Here is a 19,352-nt window from a genome sequence, read left to right on the forward strand (position 1 = left end):
TCAGAACAGGCCCATCTGCCCACCCACCAGGGTGCTGAAATCGTCCTGCACGAACGGCAGGATGGCGTCGGCCACCGGTTGCAACTGGCGGGTCAGGTAGTGCTCGTAGTCGATGGCCGCGCGGCGGTTTTCCAGGGGCTCGGGGCCGGCCAGGGTGATGACGTAGCTGATCCAGCCGCCGTTCTGGTACTGCAGCGGGCGGCCCTGCTCGCGGTTGTATTCGTCCGCCAGGCGCGCCGCGCGGACATGGGGCGGCACGTTGCGCTCGTAGTCGTCCAGGGGCCGGCGCAGGCGCTTGCGGTAGATCAACAGGTCATCCAGTTGCCCGGCCAGGGTGCGTTGCACGTAGTCGCGCACATAGTCCTGGTAGGGCTGGCGGTGGAAGATGCGCTGGTACAGCTCCTGCTGGAATTCCCGGGCCAGGGGCGACCAGTCGGTGCGCACCGTCTCCAGGCCCTTGTAGACCATCTCCTGGCTGCCATCGGCGCGCTGCACCAGGCCGGCGTAGCGCTTCTTGCTGCCCTCCTCGGCGCCACGGATGGTGGGCATCAGAAAGCGTTTGTAGTGGGTTTCGAACTGCAACTCCAGGGCGCTTTCCAGGCCGTATTGCTGCTGCAGGTGATCACGCCACCACTGGTTGACGTGGGCCACCAGGGCACGGCCGATCAGGGCTGCCTGCTCCTCGCCATGCAGGCCGCCGAGCCAGACGAAGGTGGAATCGGTGTCGCCGTAGATCACCTGATGCCCCTGGGCCTCGATCAGTTGCCGGGTGCGGGCCATGATCTCGTGGCCACGCAGGGTGATGGAGGACGCCAGGCGCGGGTCGAAGAAGCGACAACCGCTGGAACCCAGCACGCCGTAGAAGGCGTTCATGATGATCTTCAACGCCTGGGACAGCGGCGCATTGTGCTCGCGCTTGGCCACTTCCCGGCCCTCGGCGACCCGGGTCACGATCGATGGCAGGCAATGCCGGGTGCGGGAGAAGCGCGCGCCGCGAAAGCCCGCTACCGAATGCTGCTCGTCCGGTTGGCGCAGGCCTTCCACCAGCCCCACCGGGTCGATCAGGAAGCTGCGGATGATCGACGGGTACAGGCTCTTGTAGTCCAGCACCAGCACCGACTCGTAGAGCCCGGGCCGCGAATCCATGACGAAACCGCCGGGGCTGGCCTGGGGCGGCAGCTCGCCCAGGTTGGGGGCGACAAAGCCCTGGCGATGCATCAGCGGCATGTACAGGTGGGTAAAGGCCGCCACCGAACCGCCGCTGCGGTCGGCGGGCAGGCCGGTGACCGTGGCCCGTTCCAGAAGAAAGGTCAGCAGCTCGGTCTTAGCGAAGATCCGCGTCACCAGCTCGCAGTCCTTGAGGTTGTAGCGGGCCAGGGCCGGCTTGTCCTCGGCGAACATGCGGTTGATCTCGTCCATGCGCTGGTAGGGGTTGTCGATCGACTTGCCCTCCCCCAGCAGGGTCTGGGCGACGTTTTCCAGGCTGAAGGAAGGGAAGCTCCAGGTCGCCGAACGCAATGCCTCGATGCCATCGATGATCAGGCGGCCGGCAGCCGAGGCGAAATAGTGGGTACGGCTGCCGTGCTCGCGCCACTGCATTTCCTCGCCACCACGCCCCAGGCGCAGCGGCACCGCCAGGCGCCGGGCATGTTCGTGGAGTACGCGCAGGTCGAACTGCACCAGGTTCCAGCCGATGATCGCGTCGGGGTCATGCTCGGCCAGCCACTGGTTGAGCCTCTCCAGCAACTGCTCGCGGCTGGCGCAGAACTCCAGGTCAAAATCCACCGCACTGTCGTCGTCCCGGGCCTTGCCGAGCATGTACACCTGGCGCTGGCCGCAACCTTCCAGGGCAATGGAATACAACTCGCCGCGCTCGCTGGTCTCGATGTCCAGGGACACCAGCTTGAGGCTCGGCCGGTAGTTTGGCGCCGGCTTCATCTGCGCCTCCAGCAACAAGCCATCGGGGCCGGGCTGGCCGCCGAAGGACACCGGCGCGGTGATGAAGCGCTCCATCAGGTAGCGCTCGGGCGGCCGCACATCGGCTTCGAATACCTCGACCCCAGAGCGCCGCAGGGTCTTCTCCAGGCGCATCAGCTGATTGTGCTGCGGGCAGTACAGGCCCAGCACCGGGCGCTGGTGGAAGTCACGCAACTGCAATGGGCGCAGTTGCACATCCGGGTCGTCGGTCAGCAAGCGCTCGGCCTGGGCCCGCTGCGCCGCCGGGACGAAGGCCACGGAGGTCTGCAACGGCAAGCGGATCTGGCGCGGCCCCCGGTCGGTGGCCAGCCAGAAATCGACTTGCGTGCCCGCCGGCGTATCGCGCCAGTGCCGAGTCAGGACGAAGCCTTGTTGTACATCCACCGCTGCAACCTCAGAACATTTCAAGGCGCCGATTCTACCTGCCCAGCCCTGCGTTGGGGGGGCCGGATGATGGCTTTTCGGCTTTTGTCAGACAATATGTAGTGCCTGAAAATTTTCACTACAAAACCGTTGACGAGAGGATTTCGGCCTTGCATGATGCAGACGTCTCCCCGATCGGGGGACGAGGCAAAGGTGTTATGAGCAAGCTCGTCTGACCGCCGAGCTGTGACCCGGATGTGTACTGCCCACAAGGCAGATTGATGAAACTGACCTGGCATTGACCGTCCAGTACCACGACGGGAAGCCGGCGAAAACTCTTCAAGATGCTTGTGGCCGATGGTGGGAATGTCGGCAGCTTCATCCAGGTTTACGCTGCTTCTCTTCGTTGTGACGCTATTGCGTAGCAGTTAATCAAGGCAACTACACGCATCAGGCTCTGGGCCTTATCTGTATCCGACAGACACCCTCTGTCGCCCTGTTTCCGGTATCAGGGTTCAACTTACCGACGTAGCAAGATGAATTAGCGAATCAACTTAGATAGATCGATAAATGGTCAAGGGGGCTACAAATGAATCTTAATAATCAACCCACTATTGATGAATTGGCACGTATGTTCGCCGCACAGAAAGACAGCCACGACAGCCACATCCTGTGGATCGCCAAGTCGGGCCAAGTGCATATCGACTGCCTGTCGCCCCATAGCCATGAAGCAGAGTTCGACCAGAACAACCGGGACCTCGCGGCCCGCCTGAAGATGTACCGCCGCGGCCAGGGCTACGTCGGCAAGAAAGCCGCCGCCGACAAGGACTTCATCGGCCGGGTCCTTGAGACCCTGAAAGCCGAATGGCAATCGCTGCGGGATAAATCGGAAGTTCGGGTTATTGATCGGTTCTGCTAAGTAACACGATCAATTCGTTAATCACCAACTAGTTGTTTAAACAATTGAATGGGCGCTCTTCATGAGCGCCCATTTTTATTGAAGCCAATTTCAAACCCGTAGGATCCGGCTTGCCGGCGAAAGCGGTGTTAGCCTTGAAACCGCCTTCGCTGGCAAGCCAGCTCCTACAGCTCAGAACGCAAAACACGAACACCCAAACGCCCCCCAGAACCCCTGGAAGTCACTCACCGGCACATTGGACATGCGCGCTTTCTGGTGCCCGTGGGCATGCACCGCGCACGGGCCGCTGCACTGGTGCACCTGGTTCTGCAACGGTGCATTGGGCTTCCAATGCCCAGGCACCTTGGCCACCGGCGACCAGTCCGGGGTCACCGGCAGGCTCGGTGGGGCCAGTTTTTCGAAGTCACCGGCGGCATGCACCACCTTGCCATCCACCACGGTGAGCAAGGATTCGATCCACTTGATCGCCTCTTCCTCGACGCTGAAGTAGTCCGCCGACAGGGCCACCAGGTCCGCCAGTTGCCCGACCTTGATCTGGCCCTTCTTGCCCTGTTCCGAGGAGAACCAGGCGCTGCCGTGGGTGTAGAGCTCCAGCGCGGTATCGCGGCTCAGGCCCTGGGGGTACAGCTCCAGCCCGCCGACAGTCCGGCCGCTGACCATCCAGTACAGCGAGGTCCAGGGGTTGTAGCTGGAGACTCGGGTGGCGTCGGTGCCGGCGCCCACCGGAATGCCTTCGGCGAGCATGCGCTGGATCGGCGGGGTCATTTCGGCGGCCTTGGCGCCGTAGCGCTCGACGAAGTACTCGCCCTGGAAGGCCATGCGGTCCTGGATCGCGATGCCGCCGCCCAGGGCCCTCACCCGTTCGATGTTCTTCGGGCTGATGGTTTCCGCATGATCGAAGAACCACGGCAGGCCGTTGAAGGGAATGTCGCGGTCGACCTTTTCGAACACATCGAGCATCCGCGAGATGGATTCATCGTAGGTGGCGTGCAGGCGGAACGGCCAGCGCTGCTCCACCAGGTGGCGCACCACCGGTTCCAGCTCCTGCTCCATGCTCTGCGGCAGGTCGGGACGCGGTTCGAGGAAGTCCTCGAAATCCGCAGCGGAAAACACCAGCATCTCCCCTGCCCCGTTGTGCCGCAGGAAGTCGTCGCCCTGGCCGTAGGTGACGCTGGAGGTCCAGTGCTTGAAGTCCGCCAGTTCTTCCTTGGGCTTCTGGGTAAACAGGTTGTAGGCGATGCGCACGGTCAGTTGCTGCTGGGCCGCCAGCTGGTTGATCACCTGATAGTCGTCGGGGTAGTTCTGGAAGCCGCCACCGGCATCGATGGCGCTGGTGACCCCCAGGCGGTTGAGCTCGCGCATGAACTGGCGGGTGGAGTTGACCTGGTACTCCAACGGCAGCTTGGGGCCCTTGGCCAGGGTCGCATACAGAATCATCGCGTTGGGCCGGGCGATCAGCATGCCGGTGGGGTTGCCGTTGCCATCGCGGACGATCTCGCCCCCCGGCGGGTTCGGCGTGTTGCGGTCGTAGCCCACCACCCGCAGCGCGGCGCGGTTGAGCAAGGCGCGGTCATACAGGTGCAGGACGAACACCGGGGTATCCGGCGCCGCCTGGTTCAGTTCTTCCAGGGTCGGCATGCGTTTCTCGGCAAACTGGAATTCGTTCCAGCCGCCCACCACCCGTACCCACTGCGGCGCCGGGGTGCGCAGGGCCTGTTCCTTGAGCAGGCGCAGGGCATCGGCCAGGGACGGCACGCCCTCCCAGCGCAGCTCCAGGTTGTAGTTCAGGCCGCCGCGGATCAGGTGCAGGTGCGAGTCATTGAGCCCGGGGATCACCGTGCGCCCCATGAGGTCGATGACCTGGGTGCCGGCGCCGCGCAGGGCCATGGCCTGGGCATCATTGCCCACGGCGATGAAGCGCCCGTCCTTGATCGCCACCGCGCTGGCCCGGGGTTTGGCCCGGTCCACGGTGTGCAGGCGGCCGTTGAACAGAATCAGATCGGCAATTGCATCGGGTTTCATGGCATTGCTCCAAACGAAGGTCGGGAAGGAATCAGGCCGCATTGCGCGGCTGCAGCCAGCGGCTGAACAGGCGCGTGACCCGGGGCATGAAGACGTAGACCACCAGCAGCACGATGCTCAGGGTGATCAGCACCGTGGCCGGCACGTAGCCGCCAAGCCAGGGCAGTTGGGCGAACAGCGGCTTCCACAATTGCGGCACCAGGAAGCTCAGCGGCAGGATCACCAGGAAGGTCACACACGCCTGTTTCCAGCGCGGTGGCGGGGTCGGTGCACCGCCGTCCTGGGGGGTGAACCAGAATTCGCGATCGGCGTTGATTTCGGTCTGGTCACCGTCGGCCAGCAGGTGCTGGGCCTGTTGCACCAGCTCGCGGCGGTCGGCGGAATCCAGCCAGTGCTGCAACTGTTCGGTGCTGGCAAAGCGCAGCACGCTGGTGAACAACCCGAGGCCGCCGCTGTGGCCACGCACCACGTCGATGCCCAGGTGCCCCGGATAGCTGCGAGCCTTGGCGATGATCTGCCGCAGCCAGGTTTCATAGGCCTGATCCTGGCCCTGCTTGATCCGGTGACGGACCAGCAGGGTCACGACACCGTCGGTGAGTTCGATGTTCATCAGAAGGCTCCAGTGTCTGCTAGGAGATGCATTTGCGCATCACAGTTAAGGCCCGTAAGCGGTGGCTTGCCAGCGAAGCGGTCGGTGCGATCGCATTCGCCGGCCAGGCGGCGCCTACAGCTGACGTTGCGGGGCCTTGTGCACCATGCTGTAGGCGTAGTCCACGCCCATGCCATAGGCACCGCTGTGTTCCAGTACCAGGCCCATGACCGCGTCGTAGCTGTCCTTGTGCGCCCAGTCGCGCTGGTACTCCAGCAGCACCTGCTGCCAGGTCACCGGCACCGCGCCGGCCTGGATCATCCGCTGCACGGCCATGTCGTGGGCCTCCTGGCTGGTGCCGCCAGAAGCGTCGGTGACTATGTACACCTCGTAACCTTCGGCCATGGCCTCCAGCGCCGGGAAGGTCAGGCAAACCTCGGTCCACAGCGCCGCCATCACCAGTTTCTTGCGCCCGGTGGCCTTCACCGCGTCCACCAGCTTGCGGTCTTCCCAGGAGTTCATCGACGTGCGCTCGATGGGCTGCTGGCCGGGAAACACCGCCAGCAGTTCCGGCCAGATGTAGCCGCTGAAGCTTTCGGTCTCCACCGAGGTGAGGATGCTCGGCACGTTGAAGATCCTGGCCGCCTTGGCCAGGGCCACGGTGTTGTTCTTCAGGGTCTGGCGATCGATCGATTGCACGCCGAAGGCCATCTGCGGCTGGTGGTCGATGAGGATCAGGGCGGAGTTGGTCGGGTTGAGCAATTCACGAATGGACATGGCGCGTTCCTTTTGCAGTCAGAGAGTGAGGGTCGAACATGACCGGCTGATGGCGCTGCTTGCGCCCCGTGGCGTCCGGCTTGGTGGCTAATCTAGGGCCTGGCCGAAAAAGGAACAATTACCTAAAATCGAGAATCATTGATTCTAAAACAGGGACAATCATGGACCGTATCGAATGCATGCGCGCCTTCGTCGTCACCGTCGACGAAAACGGCTTTGCCGCAGCCGCCCGCGCCATGGACGTGCCCCGTTCCAAGGTCAGCAAACAGATCCAGGCGCTGGAAGAGGCCATCGGCGTGCAACTGCTGCAACGCACCACCCGCAGCCTGCGCCTGACCGAAGCCGGTGCCGAGTACTACGAAAGCGTTCGGGAAGTGCTGGCCGCGGTGGACGAGGCCGAACAGCGCGCGCGCGATGGCATCGCCGAGTTGCGCGGAGTGCTGCGAGTCAATGCACCGATGTCCTTCGGTCTGCGTCGGCTGGGGCCGCTGGTGCCGCTGTTCCACGAACAGCATCCGCTGATCGAGTTGCAACTGGTGCTCAGCGACCAGCAGGTGGACCCGCTGCGCGGCGGCTTCGATGTCACCCTGCGCATTGCCAGCCTGCCGGACTCGTCCATGGTGGCCCGCCAGCTGGCACCGGCACCGCGGATCATGGTGGCCTCCCCCACCTACCTGGCCCGGGCCGGCATCCCGCGCCAGCCCAAGGACCTGAGCAGCCACCAGTGCCTGAACTACGGCTACCTGCAAAGCGGCGTCAGCCTGCAATTGAGCAACGGCAGTGACGTGCAGCGGGTGCATGTCACCGGACCGCTGCACGCCAACAACGGCGACCTGCTGGCTCAGGCCGCCGAGGCCGGCATGGGCATCGCCCTGCTGCCGGATTTCATCGTCGAGGACGCCCTGGCGGCCGGGCGCCTGGTGCCGGTGCTCCGCAAATGGCAGGCGCCGCCCATCAGCATCAACGTGGTCTACCCCTCGGCGCGGCGGGTGCCGCAGAAGACCCGGGCCTTCATCGACTTTCTGGCGGGGCACCTGACCCAGAAAACCGCGGGCTGAACCTTGCAGCGGACGAACGTACGCCTTCACCCGCAGGCGGGCTCCTACACTCCACACAGGTTCCCGCTACTGGCGCAGCGCATCATGAAAATCTCCCTCAGGCTGGCCGTTTCCAGCATCCTCGGTGCCATCGCCTACCTGGGCCTGGCGATCTGGGGCATGGGCGGTTTCTCCGCCTTCTTCGGCCATCCACAGTTGACCCTGATCGCCATCGCCACCCTGCTGATGGTGGTCGTCGCGCTGTACAGCGAAGTCAACCTGAGCAGCGGCGAGCAGGAAGACCAGGGCAACCGCTGGGTGCTGCCGGTGTTCGGGGTGATCGGCCTGTTGAGCGGCTTCGTCCCGGCCTACAGCGACCGCATCGATTTCTGCACCTTCGGCGGCGAAGGCCTGCGCTGGCTCGGGGCCTTGCTGTTCATCCTCGGCGGCGGGCTGCGGCTGTGGCCGGTATTCATCCTCGGCCGGCGCTTCAGCGGGCTGGTGGCGATCCAGCCCAACCACCGCCTGGTGGTGGACGGCCTCTACCGCCACCTGCGCAACCCCAGCTACCTGGGCCTGCTGGTGAATGCCCTGGGTTGGGCCCTGGCGTTTCGCTCGGGGCTGGGGTTGTTGCTGGCAGCACTGACCCTGGTCCCGCTGATTGCGCGGATTCATGCCGAGGAGGCCTTGTTGCTCAAGCATTTCGGCGAGGAATACGAGGCCTATCGCGCCCGCAGCTGGCGCCTGCTGCCGGGCCTCTACTAAGGCTCTGTAAAAAAAATCAGACACGCCTGGCAGCCGGGACGCGCCGCTCTAGCACGCGGTTTTCACTATGAGCGAAAGCCCCATGCCAAGGGGCTTGCGCCCTTTACCCCCCTTACATTGGCCTGCGCTTTCTTGCAGTATTGATCCGCCCTGGAGGCTCGCCGCAGCAGTTCGCATCCTCCAGCGCCCGGTGTAAACCAAGAATAATCACCCCGAACTCGACAGCGAGATCACCCGGCAGATGCATCCCCAGAGCCCGTTCCACGGATTGGCCTGCACCCGCTCCACGGCCCCGCGCCTTGGCGGTGGTACGCTTGTCGACGCTCGTATCGCACTGCCCTGCCACTCCCCGCTGCACCCTGCCCAACGCCCTCGTGAGGTGCATGAGGTGCGCGCTGGCGTCATCGGTTTTCTCTTCCTGGACAGGCCCTGCCCATGAAGCTTCTGGTCAACCTGCCCATGGCCCTGTGCCGTTCCCGCCTGCGCCATTCCTCACGCCCTCCGGATCACTCGCCGCTGGCCTGATCGCGCTTCTGCGTGGTCCCTTCCAGACCTGATTTCTGCCCTTGCAACCGGCCCGTGCGCGGCGTCGTTGCAGGACCTGAAAACCTGCGCGCCCCCAATGGCGCAAGCGAGAATCCCGATGAAATTTGCCGCCCTCGATGAAGCCCGTGCCTTCCTGGCCGCCAACCCCGATATCGACATGATCGAGCTGTTCATTCTCGACGCCAACGGCGTGCCCCGGGGCAAGCTGTTGCACCGCGAAGAACTGCTGGCGGTGTATGAAAGCGGCCGCCCCCTGCCCAGCACCATCCTCGGCCTGACCCTCAACGGCGACGACGTGGAAAACTCCGGCCTGGTCTGGGATGTGGGCGATATCGACTGCCGTGCCTACCCCCTGGCCGGCAGTCTGGTGCGCCTGCCCTGGCGGCAGATTCCCACCGCCGCGGTGCAGGTCAGCATGCACCCGCAGGAGGGCCTGCCCGCCAGCATCGCCGACCCGCGCCACCTGCTGATCAAGGTGATCGACGGCCTCAAGGCCGAGGGTTACCACCCGGTGATGGCCTGCGAGCTGGAGTTCTACCTGCTGGACGCCAAGCGCGACGGCAATGGCCGGCCGCAACCGGCGCTGGACGCCGATGGCGGTCGCCCGCGCAGCACCCAGGTCTACGGCCTGCGCGAGCTGGAGCAGATCGAACCGTTCCTCGCCGACCTCTACGCCGCCTGCAAGCTGCAAGGCATTCCGGCGCGCACGGCGATCTCCGAATACGCCCCCGGGCAAGTGGAGATCACCCTGGAACACGGCGACGCCCTGGAAGCCATGGACCAGGCCGTGCGCTACAAGCGCCTGGTCAAGGCCGTGGCCCACAAGCACGGGATGCAGGCCACCTTCATGGCCAAGCCTTTCGATCACCTGGCCGGCACCGGCATGCACATGCACGTGAGCATCGCCGACGCCGCGGGCCGCAACCTGTTCGCCAGCCAAGACCCGGCCGGCACCCCGCTGTTGCGCCAGGCGGTGGGCGGCATGCTCGCGTCCCTGCTGGAGTCGCTGCTGCTGTTCTGCCCCAACGCCAACTCCTACCGGCGTTTCCAGAGCAACAGCTACGCGCCCCTGGCCCCCACCTGGGGCGTCGACAACCGCACCGTGAGCCTGCGGGTGCCCGGCGGCCCGGCCAATAGCCGGCACATTGAGCACCGCATCTGCGGTGCCGATGCCAACCCCTACCTGGCAGCGGCGGCGATTCTCGCCGGCATCCATCGCGGCCTGCGGGAAAACCTCGACCCCGGCGAGCCGGTACAGGGCAATGGCTACGCCCAGGCCACCGAACTGCTGCCCACCGACTGGCTGACCTCGCTGGTGGCCCTGGAGCAATCGGCCTGGGCACGGGATGCCCTGGGCTCCGAATTCCTCGGTGTGTACCTGGCGGTCAAGCGTGCCGAGTACCGCCAGTTCATGGCCGAAGTCGGCGAGCAGGACTGGCGCTGGTACCTGACCCAGGCCTGAGGTCCGTTGCCGATCTGCCGCGCAGGGCTCAGGCGCATCCATTGCATGCCGGACCCGCCGGCCCATCGACCGATTTCAAAGCCCTGGCCGCTGCCTGCCCGCAGCGGCCCGGCTCACTTTTTTGCGAGGTTCTATCCATGACAGCCGCCTTCGATCCGCGGACCCCGGCAGCCGAGCGCTGCCCCAGCTACTACAGCGCCACCCTGAACCAGGAAACCCACTACCCGACCCTGCAAGGCACTCATCAAGTGGATGTGGTGATCATCGGCGGCGGCTTCACCGGCGTCGCCAGCGCGGTGGAACTGGCCGAGCGCGGCCTGAAAGTCGCCATCGTCGAAAGCCACAAGATCGGCTGGGGCGCCACCGGGCGCAATGGCGGCCAGGTCACCGGCAGCCTCTCCGGCGATGAAGCCATGCGCAAGCAGATGCGCCGCAAACTGGGCGAAGAAGTGGACGATTTCATCTGGCACCTGCGCTGGCGCGGGCACCAGATCATCCAGCAGCGAGTGGAAAAATACGCCATTGCCTGCGACCTCAAGCACGGCCACCTGCACGCGGCCTACAAGCCCAGCCACCTGCCGGGCCTGCGCGCCGACTACGAAGAAGCGGTGCGCCGCGGCATGGGCGACGAGGTCAGCCTGCTGGACCGGGCCCAGGTCCGCGAACTGCTGGAAAGCGAGCTCTACCACGGCGCCATCAAGAACACCCGCAACCTGCACCTGCATCCGTTGAACCTGTGCATCGGCGAAGCCCGGGCCGCCGAAAGCCTGGGGGCGCTGATTTTCGAACACAGCGAAGTGCTGGAGATCATCCACGGCGAGCGCCCGGCGGTGGTCACCGCCCAGGGCCGCATCGACGCCCGGCAAGTGCTGCTGGCGGGCGATGTGTACCACAAGCTGGAACCGAAGCAACTCAAGGGCAAGATCTTCCCCGCCATGGGCGGCATCGTCACCACCGAGCCCCTGGGCGACCTGGCCAAGCGCCTCAACCCCGAGGACCTGGCGGTCTACGACTGCCGCTTCGTGCTCGACTACTACCGCATGACCGCCGACGGCCGCCTGCTGTTCGGCGGCGGTGCCAACTACAGCGGCAAGGACTCGCGGGACATCGCCGGCGAACTGCGCCCGTGCATCGAACGCACCTTCCCCGCGCTCAAGGGCGTAGGCATCGATTTCCAGTGGAGCTGCGCCATGGGCATCGTGATCAACCGCATCCCGCAACTGGGCAAGCTCTCGGACAACGTCTGGTACTGCCAGGGCTACTCCGGGCACGGCGTGGCCACCACCCACATCATGGGCGAGATCATGGCCCAGGCCCTGACCGGCCACCTCGGCCACTACGACACCTTCGCCGCCTGCCAGCACATCCGCGTACCCTTCGGCGACCAGTTGGGCAACCCGATGCTGGCGGCGGGCATGTGGTACTACCAGATGCTGGAGAAACTGCGCTGAGGGCCGGGCAAGCATCCGCGGGCCGCTGAACCGGCTTGCTGAACCGCCCCCTGTTCAGTAGGCTGCCCGCCCCTCGAAGGCATGGACCGCCCCGAACCCGCGGGCGGTCCCTGTGCTTCGTCTTGTAAAGACCCGCCCAAGCCTGAGGCTTGGGCCCAGCGAGACCGCCGTTATCCGAGTCCTCGACCAGGAAAGAATCGACCGCATCAATCAAGACCTGACCCGCGCCTGGAAGGCTGATGTTGAAACCACCTGCGTCCTCTCGGGCATCCTGCTGCTCCCCTGCCTCATCCTCATCTGCCTGCTGGATGGCCCGCTGTTCGCCAAAGTCATCCTGTGCACCTTCCTCTGCCTGATGATCGGTGGCTGGTGCACCGCCAAGTGGCTCAACGCCCAGGCGCAACCCAGGACCGACATCACGGGCGTAAAGGTGGAGCAACTGGAAGGCTACTTCGACCGCCGCTGGGTTCGGAGCGGCGGCAAGCCCTATATCGAATACAGCTTTGGCAAGCATTGGTTGCACATCCAGACCTCGGCCTGCAGCTTCTTCAGTGGCGACACCCAGTTGAAGCTCAACCGCCGCTATCGCGTCGACGCCCTGTACCTCACAGGCCATTCCAGCGCCTACACCGGCTATTACCTTCTGGAAGAAACCTTCAAGGAAATCTTCGATGACAGCGACCTCAGCGCTGCGGAGAAAATCCAGATCGCCGAGCGTGAGAAGCGGATCAACCAGGACCTAGAGGAACAACACAAACGCCTCTACCGCCTCTATCGCAACCCCCAGGGCGAACTGGAAGCCGTGGCCATCGGCTTCAATTTTGCCGCCTGCTTTCTCACCGTACTCTGGTCGTACTGCGTCAGCCTGTACTGGGTGACCGGCCTCACCCTGGCTGCCCTGGGCCTGATCCTGCTGATCCCTGATACAGGCGCCGGCCACCACGGGTTCGCCCTGGGCTGGCTGCTCAGCGCCGGGGTATTCGGCGCGTGCGGCAACCTGTGGCGAGAAAGGCAGGTGCTGTCCAAGGGTTTTGTCCAGGTCGATGCCCTGCTGTCCTGCAACCCCGACCAGGCCAAGGTGCAGTACAAAAGAAAGGTCGAAGAGGCAGCGCCGGGGTTCGGTCAATAGCGCCGCCGGGCAGGTCATTCCGGGTAACGCGCTACACAAAGCCCTAAGGTTCTCGTACCATCGCGCCGCTCACGAGCGGCGCCAGGGAAGGCCATGTACAGACACTCCTGCCTCCCTGCCTGCGCCTTGTCCAAAGTCACTTTCAGGGTTCCCCATGTTCCGCGTAATCAAGGCTTCGTCCTTGCTGCTGGCCACCAGCATAGTTTCTGGCTGCATCAGCCAACCCGCCGCCATCGTCAGCGCCCCTCTGCAACCCGCAGCCAACGAACCCACGACCTATCTGGTGGGCGCTATTGGCCCGCAGTACCTGGGCGGCGGCGGTGCCGCCACCAACCTGCGCCTGCTGATTCGCAAGCGCGGCTCAATCAATGGCGCCGCGGCACTCTGGGAGGGCGACCCACGACCAACGCCTGAGGACATCCATGAACCCCGCGCCGCCGGCAGTGTATTTGTCATGCCGCTCAAACCGGGTGATTACGAGTTCTACAACTTCCAGTTCTGGTCCATGGTCTACACCCCGGGGCTCGGCTCACGCCTGCAATCCCAGGAAGCGCGCGAAGAGTTCGTACTGCCGCTGCGCCTGGAGGCCGGCAAGGCGTATTACATCGGCGAGTTTCGCTCGGTCTGCAGCCAAGTGACCCAGTGCTTCTTTGCCTGGAGCAATCAAATGCCCCGTGACGCCGTGATTGCCCAGCGCCAGGTGCCGGGGCTGCCGGACCTGCAATGGATGCCGCTGGATCTGGACAAGGCCAAGCCCTTCATCCTTCCCGTCGACAAGCAAACCAGCCCAGCCAACGCCACTGCGGAGAATCATCCATGAAATCCTGCTTGACCCTTTGCGCCCTTGTGCTGCTCGCGGGCTGCACGGCAACCGACACCTTGCCGGACCGTCCGCTGACGGATGGCCAAGCCTATTTGATGCCCCTGCATGTGATGGTCGATGACCCATTGCGCGCCGCTGAGTTACGTAACGCCTTGCGTGCCACCGGGGTGTTCGAAGATGTCCAGACCGGCGCCGGACAAGCTGGCGACTACAGCGCCCGCATTCAATTCAAGTCCGAGCGGGACATGCCGCCAATGCCGTTGATCTTCCTCAGTGCCGCCACTCTGTTCCTGATGCCGCTCTCCAATGGCATCGACACCCACACCGACATCAGCCTGCTGCACGAGGGCAAGCTCCTCAAGCGCTACAGCTATCGCAACCTGACGCATAAATACACCTGGCTGCTGGATCAAGGCGGTGAAATGCAAGAGCAGAATATCCAGCGCATCGCCCGCGCCTTTGCTGGCGATCTGCGTCAGGATCAACTGTTGCCAACCGCGAGTCAGGCCCAATGAACCCCATAGGTTTGACCGCCCTGCTGTGCAGCGCACTGATCATCACCGGTTGTGGCACCCGAATGGCGCCGCTGGACTACCGCAGTCAACATCCCTATGTACCGCTGACCCTGGACCTGGGCCCGGTGAAAAGTCGCTTCGACGAACAGGAGCAACGGGAAACCATCGCCGCCCTGCGTCAAACCGGAGCCTTCTCCTTTCTCGATGGTGGCTACAGTCGCAGCGGCTACAGCCTCCTGATCAGCGAGCCTGGAGGCAAGAGTGCGGGACTGCTTGGCGCGTTGAATGCCATCACCCTGCTGACCTTCCCCATGCCCTACTCCTACCAGAGCAACTTGCGCGGCAGCCTGCTCAAGGACGGCCAACTGCTCAAGACCTACGACTACCGTCGTGAAGGCTATAGTGTGGCGGCCTGGTATGTACCGCCGGTGCAGATCGAAAGCCGCAGAGAGATGCTCGATGAACTGCTGCGCGATTTGGAAAAGGACCGTTTGATTCCTCAGGAGAACCCACGCTGATGACTGCCAGCCTGTACCAGGGCGGCTGCCTGTGCGGGCAGATTCGCTTCGAGGCCCGGGGGCCTGCCGCCAATCCCCATACCTGCTCGTGCAAACTGTGCCAGCGCCACAGCGGCGCGCTGACGCTGGCGTGGGTCGAATTCCCCCGAGAGCGGGTGACCTGGACCGGCCCTGGCGGCGCACCGGCGACCTTCAGGTCGTCGGACTATTCGAGCCGGGCCTTTTGCCGGGCTTGCGGCAGCTCCTTGGGGGCCATCGATGATCAGCCGACCATTGCCTTGCTCCTGGGCTGCTTCGATGACAACCGCGACCCGGCCCTGATGCCGCACAGCCATTCGTTCAGCGACCGCTGGCCCGAGGGCTGGCAGCCCGCACCGACAACGCAGGATAAAGGCGGACAGCATGAGTGAAGCACCGTCGCGCTGCACCTCCCCCCTCGCCTCGAACGTCTGGACCTGGTACGGCCAGGACGAATACCGAAGGATCATCCTGTTGGGAGAACTGGGCCTGGCCCTGGAATTTCTCGCCCTGGACGCCAAGCGACAACGGGTGGAGGTCGGTTGCTGTGCCGAGTGCAATCTGTGGTCTGGCTATCTGGACTATCTCGCTGGTTTTGTGAAGCAGTTTCCGCTGCATCTGGCGCCGCACTTGCTGCCGCGCTTGCAAGCACTGTTAAGCGGCTGTGAAGTACTGTGCCGGGAGGCTTACGGCCTGACCCTGGAAGACAACGGCTTCGAACACCCGCAATGGCGACCGCTGCGAGAAGGCGCCCGCGAGGCGCTGGAGATATTGGGTTGGTCGCAGGTACGGGAGCATATGCCGGAGCTGACCGAGGATTGCCGTGAGGCGTTGCGCAGATGGCCGGATTGAACGCTCAAAGGGTGACGGTGCTGCTCCGGGCCCCTTCGCCAGCAAGCTGGCTCCTACGGTATTGGGTGCAGCGCTGCCTGTAGGAGCCGGCTTGCCGGCGAAGGCGATTCGGCGGACCACACAAGTCCGTTGCTACAGGCCAGCTATCGCCGGGGTGTGGGGCAAGGCGCGTTTGTGGGCAGTGCGCAGGTAGGCACGCTCGATCAACTGGCGCACCGCGTCGGTAACGGGCTCGCCCATCAGGTAGGCGTCAATTTCTGCGTAGCTGCAACCGTAAGCTGTTTCATCCAGCTTGCCCGGCGCCAGTTCCTCCAGGTCCGCGGTGGGCGCCTTGTACACCAGATGCCTTGGCGCGCCGAGGGCCTCGGCCAGCAGCCGCACCTGGGTCTTGGTCAGCCCCGACAGCGGGGCCAGGTCGCAGGCGCCGTCGCCGTACTTGGTGAAGAAACCCATCAGGGCCTCGGCGCCGTGGTCGGTGCCCACCACCAGGCCGTTGCTGAAGTTGGCCACCGCGTACTGGGCCAGCATCCGCGCCCGGGCCTTGACGTTGCCCTTGACGAAGTCCGTGAGGGCCGGCGAAGGCTGCAGGCCGTCGATCCGCACCTGGTTCATCAGGCCCTCGACGCTGTCGGCAATGTTGCAAGTGCTCACCGCGTCCGGGCCAATGAGGTCCAGGCAAGCCTGGGCATCACTTTCATCCGCCTGTTGCCGATAAGGCAGGCGCATGGCGATGAAACGGGCCTCCTGCCCCGCGGCGCGCATCTGCTCCACCGCCAACTGGCACAGGCGGCCGGCGGTCAGGGAATCCACCCCACCACTGATGCCCAGTACCAGGGTGCTGCAGCCGGACTCGCGCAGTACCTGCTGGATAAAGGCCACACGCCGGGCGATCTCGGCGGCCTCGCCACCGCGAACCAGTTGCCGGTCGATGCCCAGTCCCCGGGCAATGCGTGCTTGGGTTGAATTGCTCATGTCAGGCCTCCAGGGGCGAGTGGGCAAGATCGACGTTGAACACCTGGGCCGCGTACCGGAGGAACGACGGATCTTCGCAGACGTTCTTGATCGGGTCGTCGGAGAACTTCACCACCGGTTCGCCATGCACCCGCACCAGCTTCATCACGATGCTCAGCGGCTCCACGCCCTCCACATCGCAGGCCAGGCTGGTGCCCATGCCGAAACCGAAGCGGGCCTGGCCACGCACGTGGCGCAGGATCGGCAGGCATTTCTCGAAGTTCAGGCCATCGGAAAACATCAAGTCCTTGGTCCGCGGGTCGATGCCCAGTTCCCGGTAGCGGGCCAGGACCTTGTCGGCCCAGAGGATCGGGTCCCCGGAATCCTGGCGCAGGCCGTCGTAGAGCTTGGCGAAATACAGGTCGAAGTCCTTGAGGAAGAAATCGGTGCTGATGCAGTCGGTCAGGGCAATGCCCAGGCGCCCGCGGTACTCGTGCACCCAGTTCTCCAGGGCCGCATTCTGGCTCTCGCGCAGCCGCCCCAGTTGCTGGTGCACCATCAGCCATTGGTGGGCCATGGTGCCGATCAGTGGCAGGTCGAACTCATAGGCCAGGTGCGCATTGCTGGTGCCGACGAAGACCCCGGGGAAATCGCTGCGCATGATCTTCACCACTTCGCGCTGGGCCTTGAACGACAGGCGCCGGCGGGTGGAAAAATCCGAAACGCGGAACTCGGCAAGCTCGTCGCGGCTGGCGTTTTTCTCCAGCCATTCGAACTTCTGATAGAGCCGGCGAGTGACATCCTCAAGCTCCACCTCGGGGTACTTATCGCGGTTGCGCAACTCGCTGACCATGGCCAGCACCGGCTGCTCGAACATGATGCAGTGCAGCATCGGGCCGCGGACGCGGATGCTCAGTTGGCCGTCGACCGCCGCCACGTGGATGTAACGCAGGTTGAAGCGGAACAGACCGAGGAACTGTTCGAAGTCAGGGGTCAGGTATTCACGAAAGCGCTTGTTGAACAAAAAGCGCTGTTCGCCTTCGCGCATCTGCAGGCCGGCGAGCTTTTCCAGTTCCTGGCGGATCTCGGGGATCAGGTGCACCAGGGACTCTTTGGAGCGAACGATGAACTGGTATTCCACGTCCACATTGGGGTGCTGGTGCAACACCGCCTGCATCATGGTGAAGGTGTAGTAGTCGGTATCCAGCAGGCTCTGGATCACGCCGTTGTTGCGGTCAAATGCACTTTCCATGGTGACTCCTCAAACCTTGGCCAATCTGGCGGTTTCTTCGCGGGTCGCGGCAACCGTGATGCCCGCTTGTTGCATGTCGGCGATGGCCTGGGTAGCGCCCTCGACGCTGATGGCCCGGCACGCCGGCAGGTGAATGAGCACCTTGAAACCGGCAGCGGCCAGTTGCAGGGCAGTGGTCTTGACGCAGAAATCCAACGCCAGGCCGCCGACTATGACTTGCTGTACGCCCTGGCCCTTGAGGTACTCGATGACCCCGGTCGACAGCTTGCCGTGCAGGTCGTGGTAGCAGGCGCCATAGGGGTGCAGGTCAGGCTCCACGCCCTTCCACACGAAGTAGTCGTAGTCATAGGGCGCAGGCAGTTCGTCCAAAAGGGTGAAGCCTTTAGTGCCCGGAACGCAGTGGCTGACCCAGGTCAGATCGGCATGTTCAAGGCCCGTGGGCTGGAGCATCTGGTCGTGCCCGGCCACCACCCAGGGAGCCCGGGGACTGTGGGCGTCCTTGCTGCCGATGCGCAGGCTGGCCAGGGTCGCCATGAAATTCAGCTCGCCGCCGATGCGATCGCCTTCGGTCACGGGCAACTCGTCCGGGCACAGCGGGGTAAAGCTCTTTTGTGCATCGACATCGAAGGAAGCGGTCTTCATCGTTTGGCTGTTCATGCTGGGTCTCTCCTCTGCATGGAGCACAAAGTACATGTCATGTACTTTCATAGCAAGACCCTGCAGGTTTTATTTTTCTCGAACCAAATTCAATAACCACGCACAAATAAGGTGCAGAAGATTATTTCCCACTGACAAAAGCGATGCTAAGGTACACGTCATGTACCAAACGAGGAAAAGCAGATGTTTGAACTGGCCCTCTATGGCGGCGCCTTCAACCCGCCCCACGCCGGGCACGCCCAGGTGATGCTCGAAGCCGCCCGCCATGCCCGCCGGGTACTGGTAGTGCCCAGCTTCCGCCACCCGGACGGCAAGCGCATGGCCGACTTCGAGCAGCGCGCCGGCTGGTTGCAGGCAATCACCGCGCACCTGCAGCCAGAGTGCGACGCCGAGCTGGCGGTCAGCCGCCTGGAACGGCAACTGGCCCTGGCAGACCCGGGCCCGGTCTACAGCTTCACCCTGTTGCAACGCCTGGCCGACGACCTGGCCCTGGACGGCAAACGCATCGCCCTGGTGGTGGGCGAAGACGTGGCGCGCCAGTTGCCCAGGTTCCATCGCGGCGAGGAACTGCTGCGGCGCTTTTCCATCCTCTGCATCGAAGAGCAGCCCGGGGTGCGCAGCAGCGTGTTGCGCCAATGCCTGGCCCGTGGCGAAACGCCGCCCAGGCAATGGCTGGCCCCGGGAATGAATCCGCTAAACTACGGCCTCTACGCCGTCCACGGAAGTTGA

General features: G+C 64.1%; 19 protein-coding genes. 12 read left to right on the forward strand and 7 right to left on the reverse strand.

The features are described 5' to 3' along the window. Entirely contained in the window at nt 1–2,361 is a 2,361-nt protein-coding gene (locus tag M2395_RS08540; RefSeq protein ID WP_123430969.1) for a DNA polymerase II, read from the reverse strand. 568 nt (nt 2,362–2,929) lie between these two features. Here M2395_RS08540 and M2395_RS08545 point away from each other — a divergent pair. Beyond that, complete coding sequence (locus M2395_RS08545) at nt 2,930–3,259, forward strand: hypothetical protein (protein ID WP_011060776.1); 330 nt, start codon at nt 2,930–2,932, stop codon at nt 3,257–3,259. Between the two features lie 171 nt (nt 3,260–3,430). Here M2395_RS08545 and M2395_RS08550 read toward each other — a convergent pair whose 3' ends face one another. The 3 genes from M2395_RS08550 to M2395_RS08560 all read right to left on the reverse strand — a co-directional run bounded on the left by M2395_RS08550 (nt 3,431) and on the right by M2395_RS08560 (nt 6,647). Then, on the reverse strand, nt 3,431–5,281 hold the full coding sequence (locus tag M2395_RS08550) for an amidohydrolase (RefSeq protein WP_053150865.1): 1,851 nt from the start codon (nt 5,279–5,281) through the stop codon (nt 3,431–3,433). A 31-nt stretch (nt 5,282–5,312) separates the two neighbouring features. After that, complete coding sequence (locus tag M2395_RS08555) at nt 5,313–5,891, reverse strand: antibiotic biosynthesis monooxygenase (RefSeq protein ID WP_053157816.1); 579 nt, start codon at nt 5,889–5,891, stop codon at nt 5,313–5,315. Between the two features lie 114 nt (nt 5,892–6,005). Then, nucleotides 6,006–6,647 carry a hydrolase gene (locus tag M2395_RS08560; protein WP_015635223.1) on the reverse strand — a complete coding sequence of 214 codons (642 nt, stop codon included), beginning with the start codon at nt 6,645–6,647 and terminating at the stop codon, nt 6,006–6,008. A gap of 161 nt (nt 6,648–6,808) precedes the next feature. Here M2395_RS08560 and M2395_RS08565 point away from each other — a divergent pair, with 161 nt between their 5' ends. The 10 genes from M2395_RS08565 (at nt 6,809) to M2395_RS08610 (ending at nt 15,763) form a co-directional block, all read left to right on the forward strand. Next, complete coding sequence (locus M2395_RS08565) at nt 6,809–7,705, forward strand: LysR family transcriptional regulator (RefSeq protein ID WP_077933908.1); 897 nt, start codon at nt 6,809–6,811, stop codon at nt 7,703–7,705. Nucleotides 7,706–7,789: 84 nt separating this feature from the next. After that, complete coding sequence (locus tag M2395_RS08570; protein ID WP_077933907.1) at nt 7,790–8,449, forward strand: isoprenylcysteine carboxylmethyltransferase family protein; 660 nt, start codon at nt 7,790–7,792, stop codon at nt 8,447–8,449. Between the two features lie 643 nt (nt 8,450–9,092). Next, nucleotides 9,093–10,457, forward strand: coding sequence for a glutamine synthetase family protein (locus M2395_RS08575; protein WP_077933906.1), 1,365 nt, complete (start codon nt 9,093–9,095; stop codon nt 10,455–10,457). A gap of 137 nt (nt 10,458–10,594) precedes the next feature. Then, nucleotides 10,595–11,908: an FAD-binding oxidoreductase gene (locus tag M2395_RS08580; RefSeq protein WP_047336456.1), complete on the forward strand. Its 1,314-nt coding sequence runs from the start codon at nt 10,595–10,597 to the stop codon at nt 11,906–11,908. A 112-nt stretch (nt 11,909–12,020) separates the two neighbouring features. Further along, nucleotides 12,021–13,037, forward strand: a complete 1,017-nt coding sequence (locus tag M2395_RS08585; RefSeq protein WP_123430970.1) for a DUF2628 domain-containing protein — start codon at nt 12,021–12,023, stop codon at nt 13,035–13,037. A gap of 154 nt (nt 13,038–13,191) precedes the next feature. Next, a complete protein-coding gene (locus M2395_RS08590) occupies nt 13,192–13,857 on the forward strand; it encodes a hypothetical protein (protein ID WP_019094411.1) in 666 nt (221 codons plus the stop codon). Beyond that, nucleotides 13,854–14,375: a hypothetical protein gene (locus M2395_RS08595; protein WP_077933904.1), complete on the forward strand. Its 522-nt coding sequence runs from the start codon at nt 13,854–13,856 to the stop codon at nt 14,373–14,375. The genes M2395_RS08590 and M2395_RS08595 overlap by 4 nt, the downstream gene beginning before the upstream one ends. Continuing rightward, the gene (locus M2395_RS08600) at nt 14,372–14,893 is read left to right on the forward strand and encodes a hypothetical protein (RefSeq protein ID WP_015635213.1); all 522 of its coding nucleotides are present in this window, start codon (nt 14,372–14,374) and stop codon (nt 14,891–14,893) included. The genes M2395_RS08595 and M2395_RS08600 overlap by 4 nt, the downstream gene beginning before the upstream one ends. Beyond that, a complete protein-coding gene (locus M2395_RS08605) occupies nt 14,893–15,303 on the forward strand; it encodes a GFA family protein (protein ID WP_123430971.1) in 411 nt (136 codons plus the stop codon). Before M2395_RS08600 ends, M2395_RS08605 begins: the two co-directional genes overlap by 1 nt. Further along, nucleotides 15,296–15,763 (forward strand): hypothetical protein, encoded by a 468-nt coding sequence (locus tag M2395_RS08610; protein WP_077933901.1) that lies wholly within the window; start codon nt 15,296–15,298, stop codon nt 15,761–15,763. The genes M2395_RS08605 and M2395_RS08610 overlap by 8 nt, the downstream gene beginning before the upstream one ends. 132 nt (nt 15,764–15,895) lie before the next feature. On the opposite strand, the gene nadE is transcribed toward M2395_RS08610, so the two are convergent. Genes nadE through M2395_RS08625 form a run of 3 tightly spaced genes read right to left on the reverse strand, consistent with a single transcriptional unit; the run spans nt 15,896 to nt 18,623 of the window. After that, nucleotides 15,896–16,735 carry an ammonia-dependent NAD(+) synthetase gene (gene nadE / locus M2395_RS08615; protein WP_077933900.1) on the reverse strand — a complete coding sequence of 280 codons (840 nt, stop codon included), beginning with the start codon at nt 16,733–16,735 and terminating at the stop codon, nt 15,896–15,898. 1 nt (nt 16,736) lies between these two features. Next, on the reverse strand, nt 16,737–17,966 hold the full coding sequence (gene pncB / locus M2395_RS08620) for a nicotinate phosphoribosyltransferase (RefSeq protein ID WP_077933899.1): 1,230 nt from the start codon (nt 17,964–17,966) through the stop codon (nt 16,737–16,739). Nucleotides 17,967–17,975: 9 nt separating this feature from the next. Then, complete coding sequence (locus tag M2395_RS08625) at nt 17,976–18,623, reverse strand: nicotinamidase (protein ID WP_077933898.1); 648 nt, start codon at nt 18,621–18,623, stop codon at nt 17,976–17,978. A 183-nt stretch (nt 18,624–18,806) separates the two neighbouring features. Between M2395_RS08625 and M2395_RS08630 the strand changes: the two genes are divergently transcribed. Next, the gene (locus M2395_RS08630; protein WP_053150835.1) at nt 18,807–19,352 is read left to right on the forward strand and encodes an adenylyltransferase/cytidyltransferase family protein; all 546 of its coding nucleotides are present in this window, start codon (nt 18,807–18,809) and stop codon (nt 19,350–19,352) included.

The sequence above is a fragment of the Pseudomonas sp. BIGb0176 genome (genome assembly GCF_024810175.1).
Lineage (GTDB): Bacteria > Pseudomonadota > Gammaproteobacteria > Pseudomonadales > Pseudomonadaceae > Aquipseudomonas > Aquipseudomonas protegens.

Excerpts from the sequence above, each read along its gene's own strand:
- M2395_RS08545 (WP_011060776.1), top strand. The coding sequence starts at position 2,930 with ATGAATCTTAATAATCAACCCACTATTGATGAATTGGCACGTATGTTC.
- M2395_RS08550 (WP_053150865.1), bottom strand. The coding sequence starts at position 5,281 with ATGAAACCCGATGCAATTGCCGATCTGATTCTGTTCAACGGCCGCCTG.
- M2395_RS08555 (WP_053157816.1), bottom strand. The coding sequence starts at position 5,891 with ATGAACATCGAACTCACCGACGGTGTCGTGACCCTGCTGGTCCGTCAC.
- M2395_RS08560 (WP_015635223.1), bottom strand. The coding sequence starts at position 6,647 with ATGTCCATTCGTGAATTGCTCAACCCGACCAACTCCGCCCTGATCCTC.
- M2395_RS08565 (WP_077933908.1), top strand. The coding sequence starts at position 6,809 with ATGGACCGTATCGAATGCATGCGCGCCTTCGTCGTCACCGTCGACGAA.
- M2395_RS08570 (WP_077933907.1), top strand. The coding sequence starts at position 7,790 with ATGAAAATCTCCCTCAGGCTGGCCGTTTCCAGCATCCTCGGTGCCATC.
- M2395_RS08575 (WP_077933906.1), top strand. The coding sequence starts at position 9,093 with ATGAAATTTGCCGCCCTCGATGAAGCCCGTGCCTTCCTGGCCGCCAAC.
- M2395_RS08580 (WP_047336456.1), top strand. The coding sequence starts at position 10,595 with ATGACAGCCGCCTTCGATCCGCGGACCCCGGCAGCCGAGCGCTGCCCC.
- M2395_RS08590 (WP_019094411.1), top strand. The coding sequence starts at position 13,192 with ATGTTCCGCGTAATCAAGGCTTCGTCCTTGCTGCTGGCCACCAGCATA.
- M2395_RS08595 (WP_077933904.1), top strand. The coding sequence starts at position 13,854 with ATGAAATCCTGCTTGACCCTTTGCGCCCTTGTGCTGCTCGCGGGCTGC.
- M2395_RS08600 (WP_015635213.1), top strand. The coding sequence starts at position 14,372 with ATGAACCCCATAGGTTTGACCGCCCTGCTGTGCAGCGCACTGATCATC.
- M2395_RS08605 (WP_123430971.1), top strand. The coding sequence starts at position 14,893 with ATGACTGCCAGCCTGTACCAGGGCGGCTGCCTGTGCGGGCAGATTCGC.
- M2395_RS08610 (WP_077933901.1), top strand. The coding sequence starts at position 15,296 with ATGAGTGAAGCACCGTCGCGCTGCACCTCCCCCCTCGCCTCGAACGTC.
- nadE (WP_077933900.1), bottom strand. The coding sequence starts at position 16,735 with ATGAGCAATTCAACCCAAGCACGCATTGCCCGGGGACTGGGCATCGAC.
- pncB (WP_077933899.1), bottom strand. The coding sequence starts at position 17,966 with ATGGAAAGTGCATTTGACCGCAACAACGGCGTGATCCAGAGCCTGCTG.
- M2395_RS08625 (WP_077933898.1), bottom strand. The coding sequence starts at position 18,623 with ATGAACAGCCAAACGATGAAGACCGCTTCCTTCGATGTCGATGCACAA.
- M2395_RS08630 (WP_053150835.1), top strand. The coding sequence starts at position 18,807 with ATGTTTGAACTGGCCCTCTATGGCGGCGCCTTCAACCCGCCCCACGCC.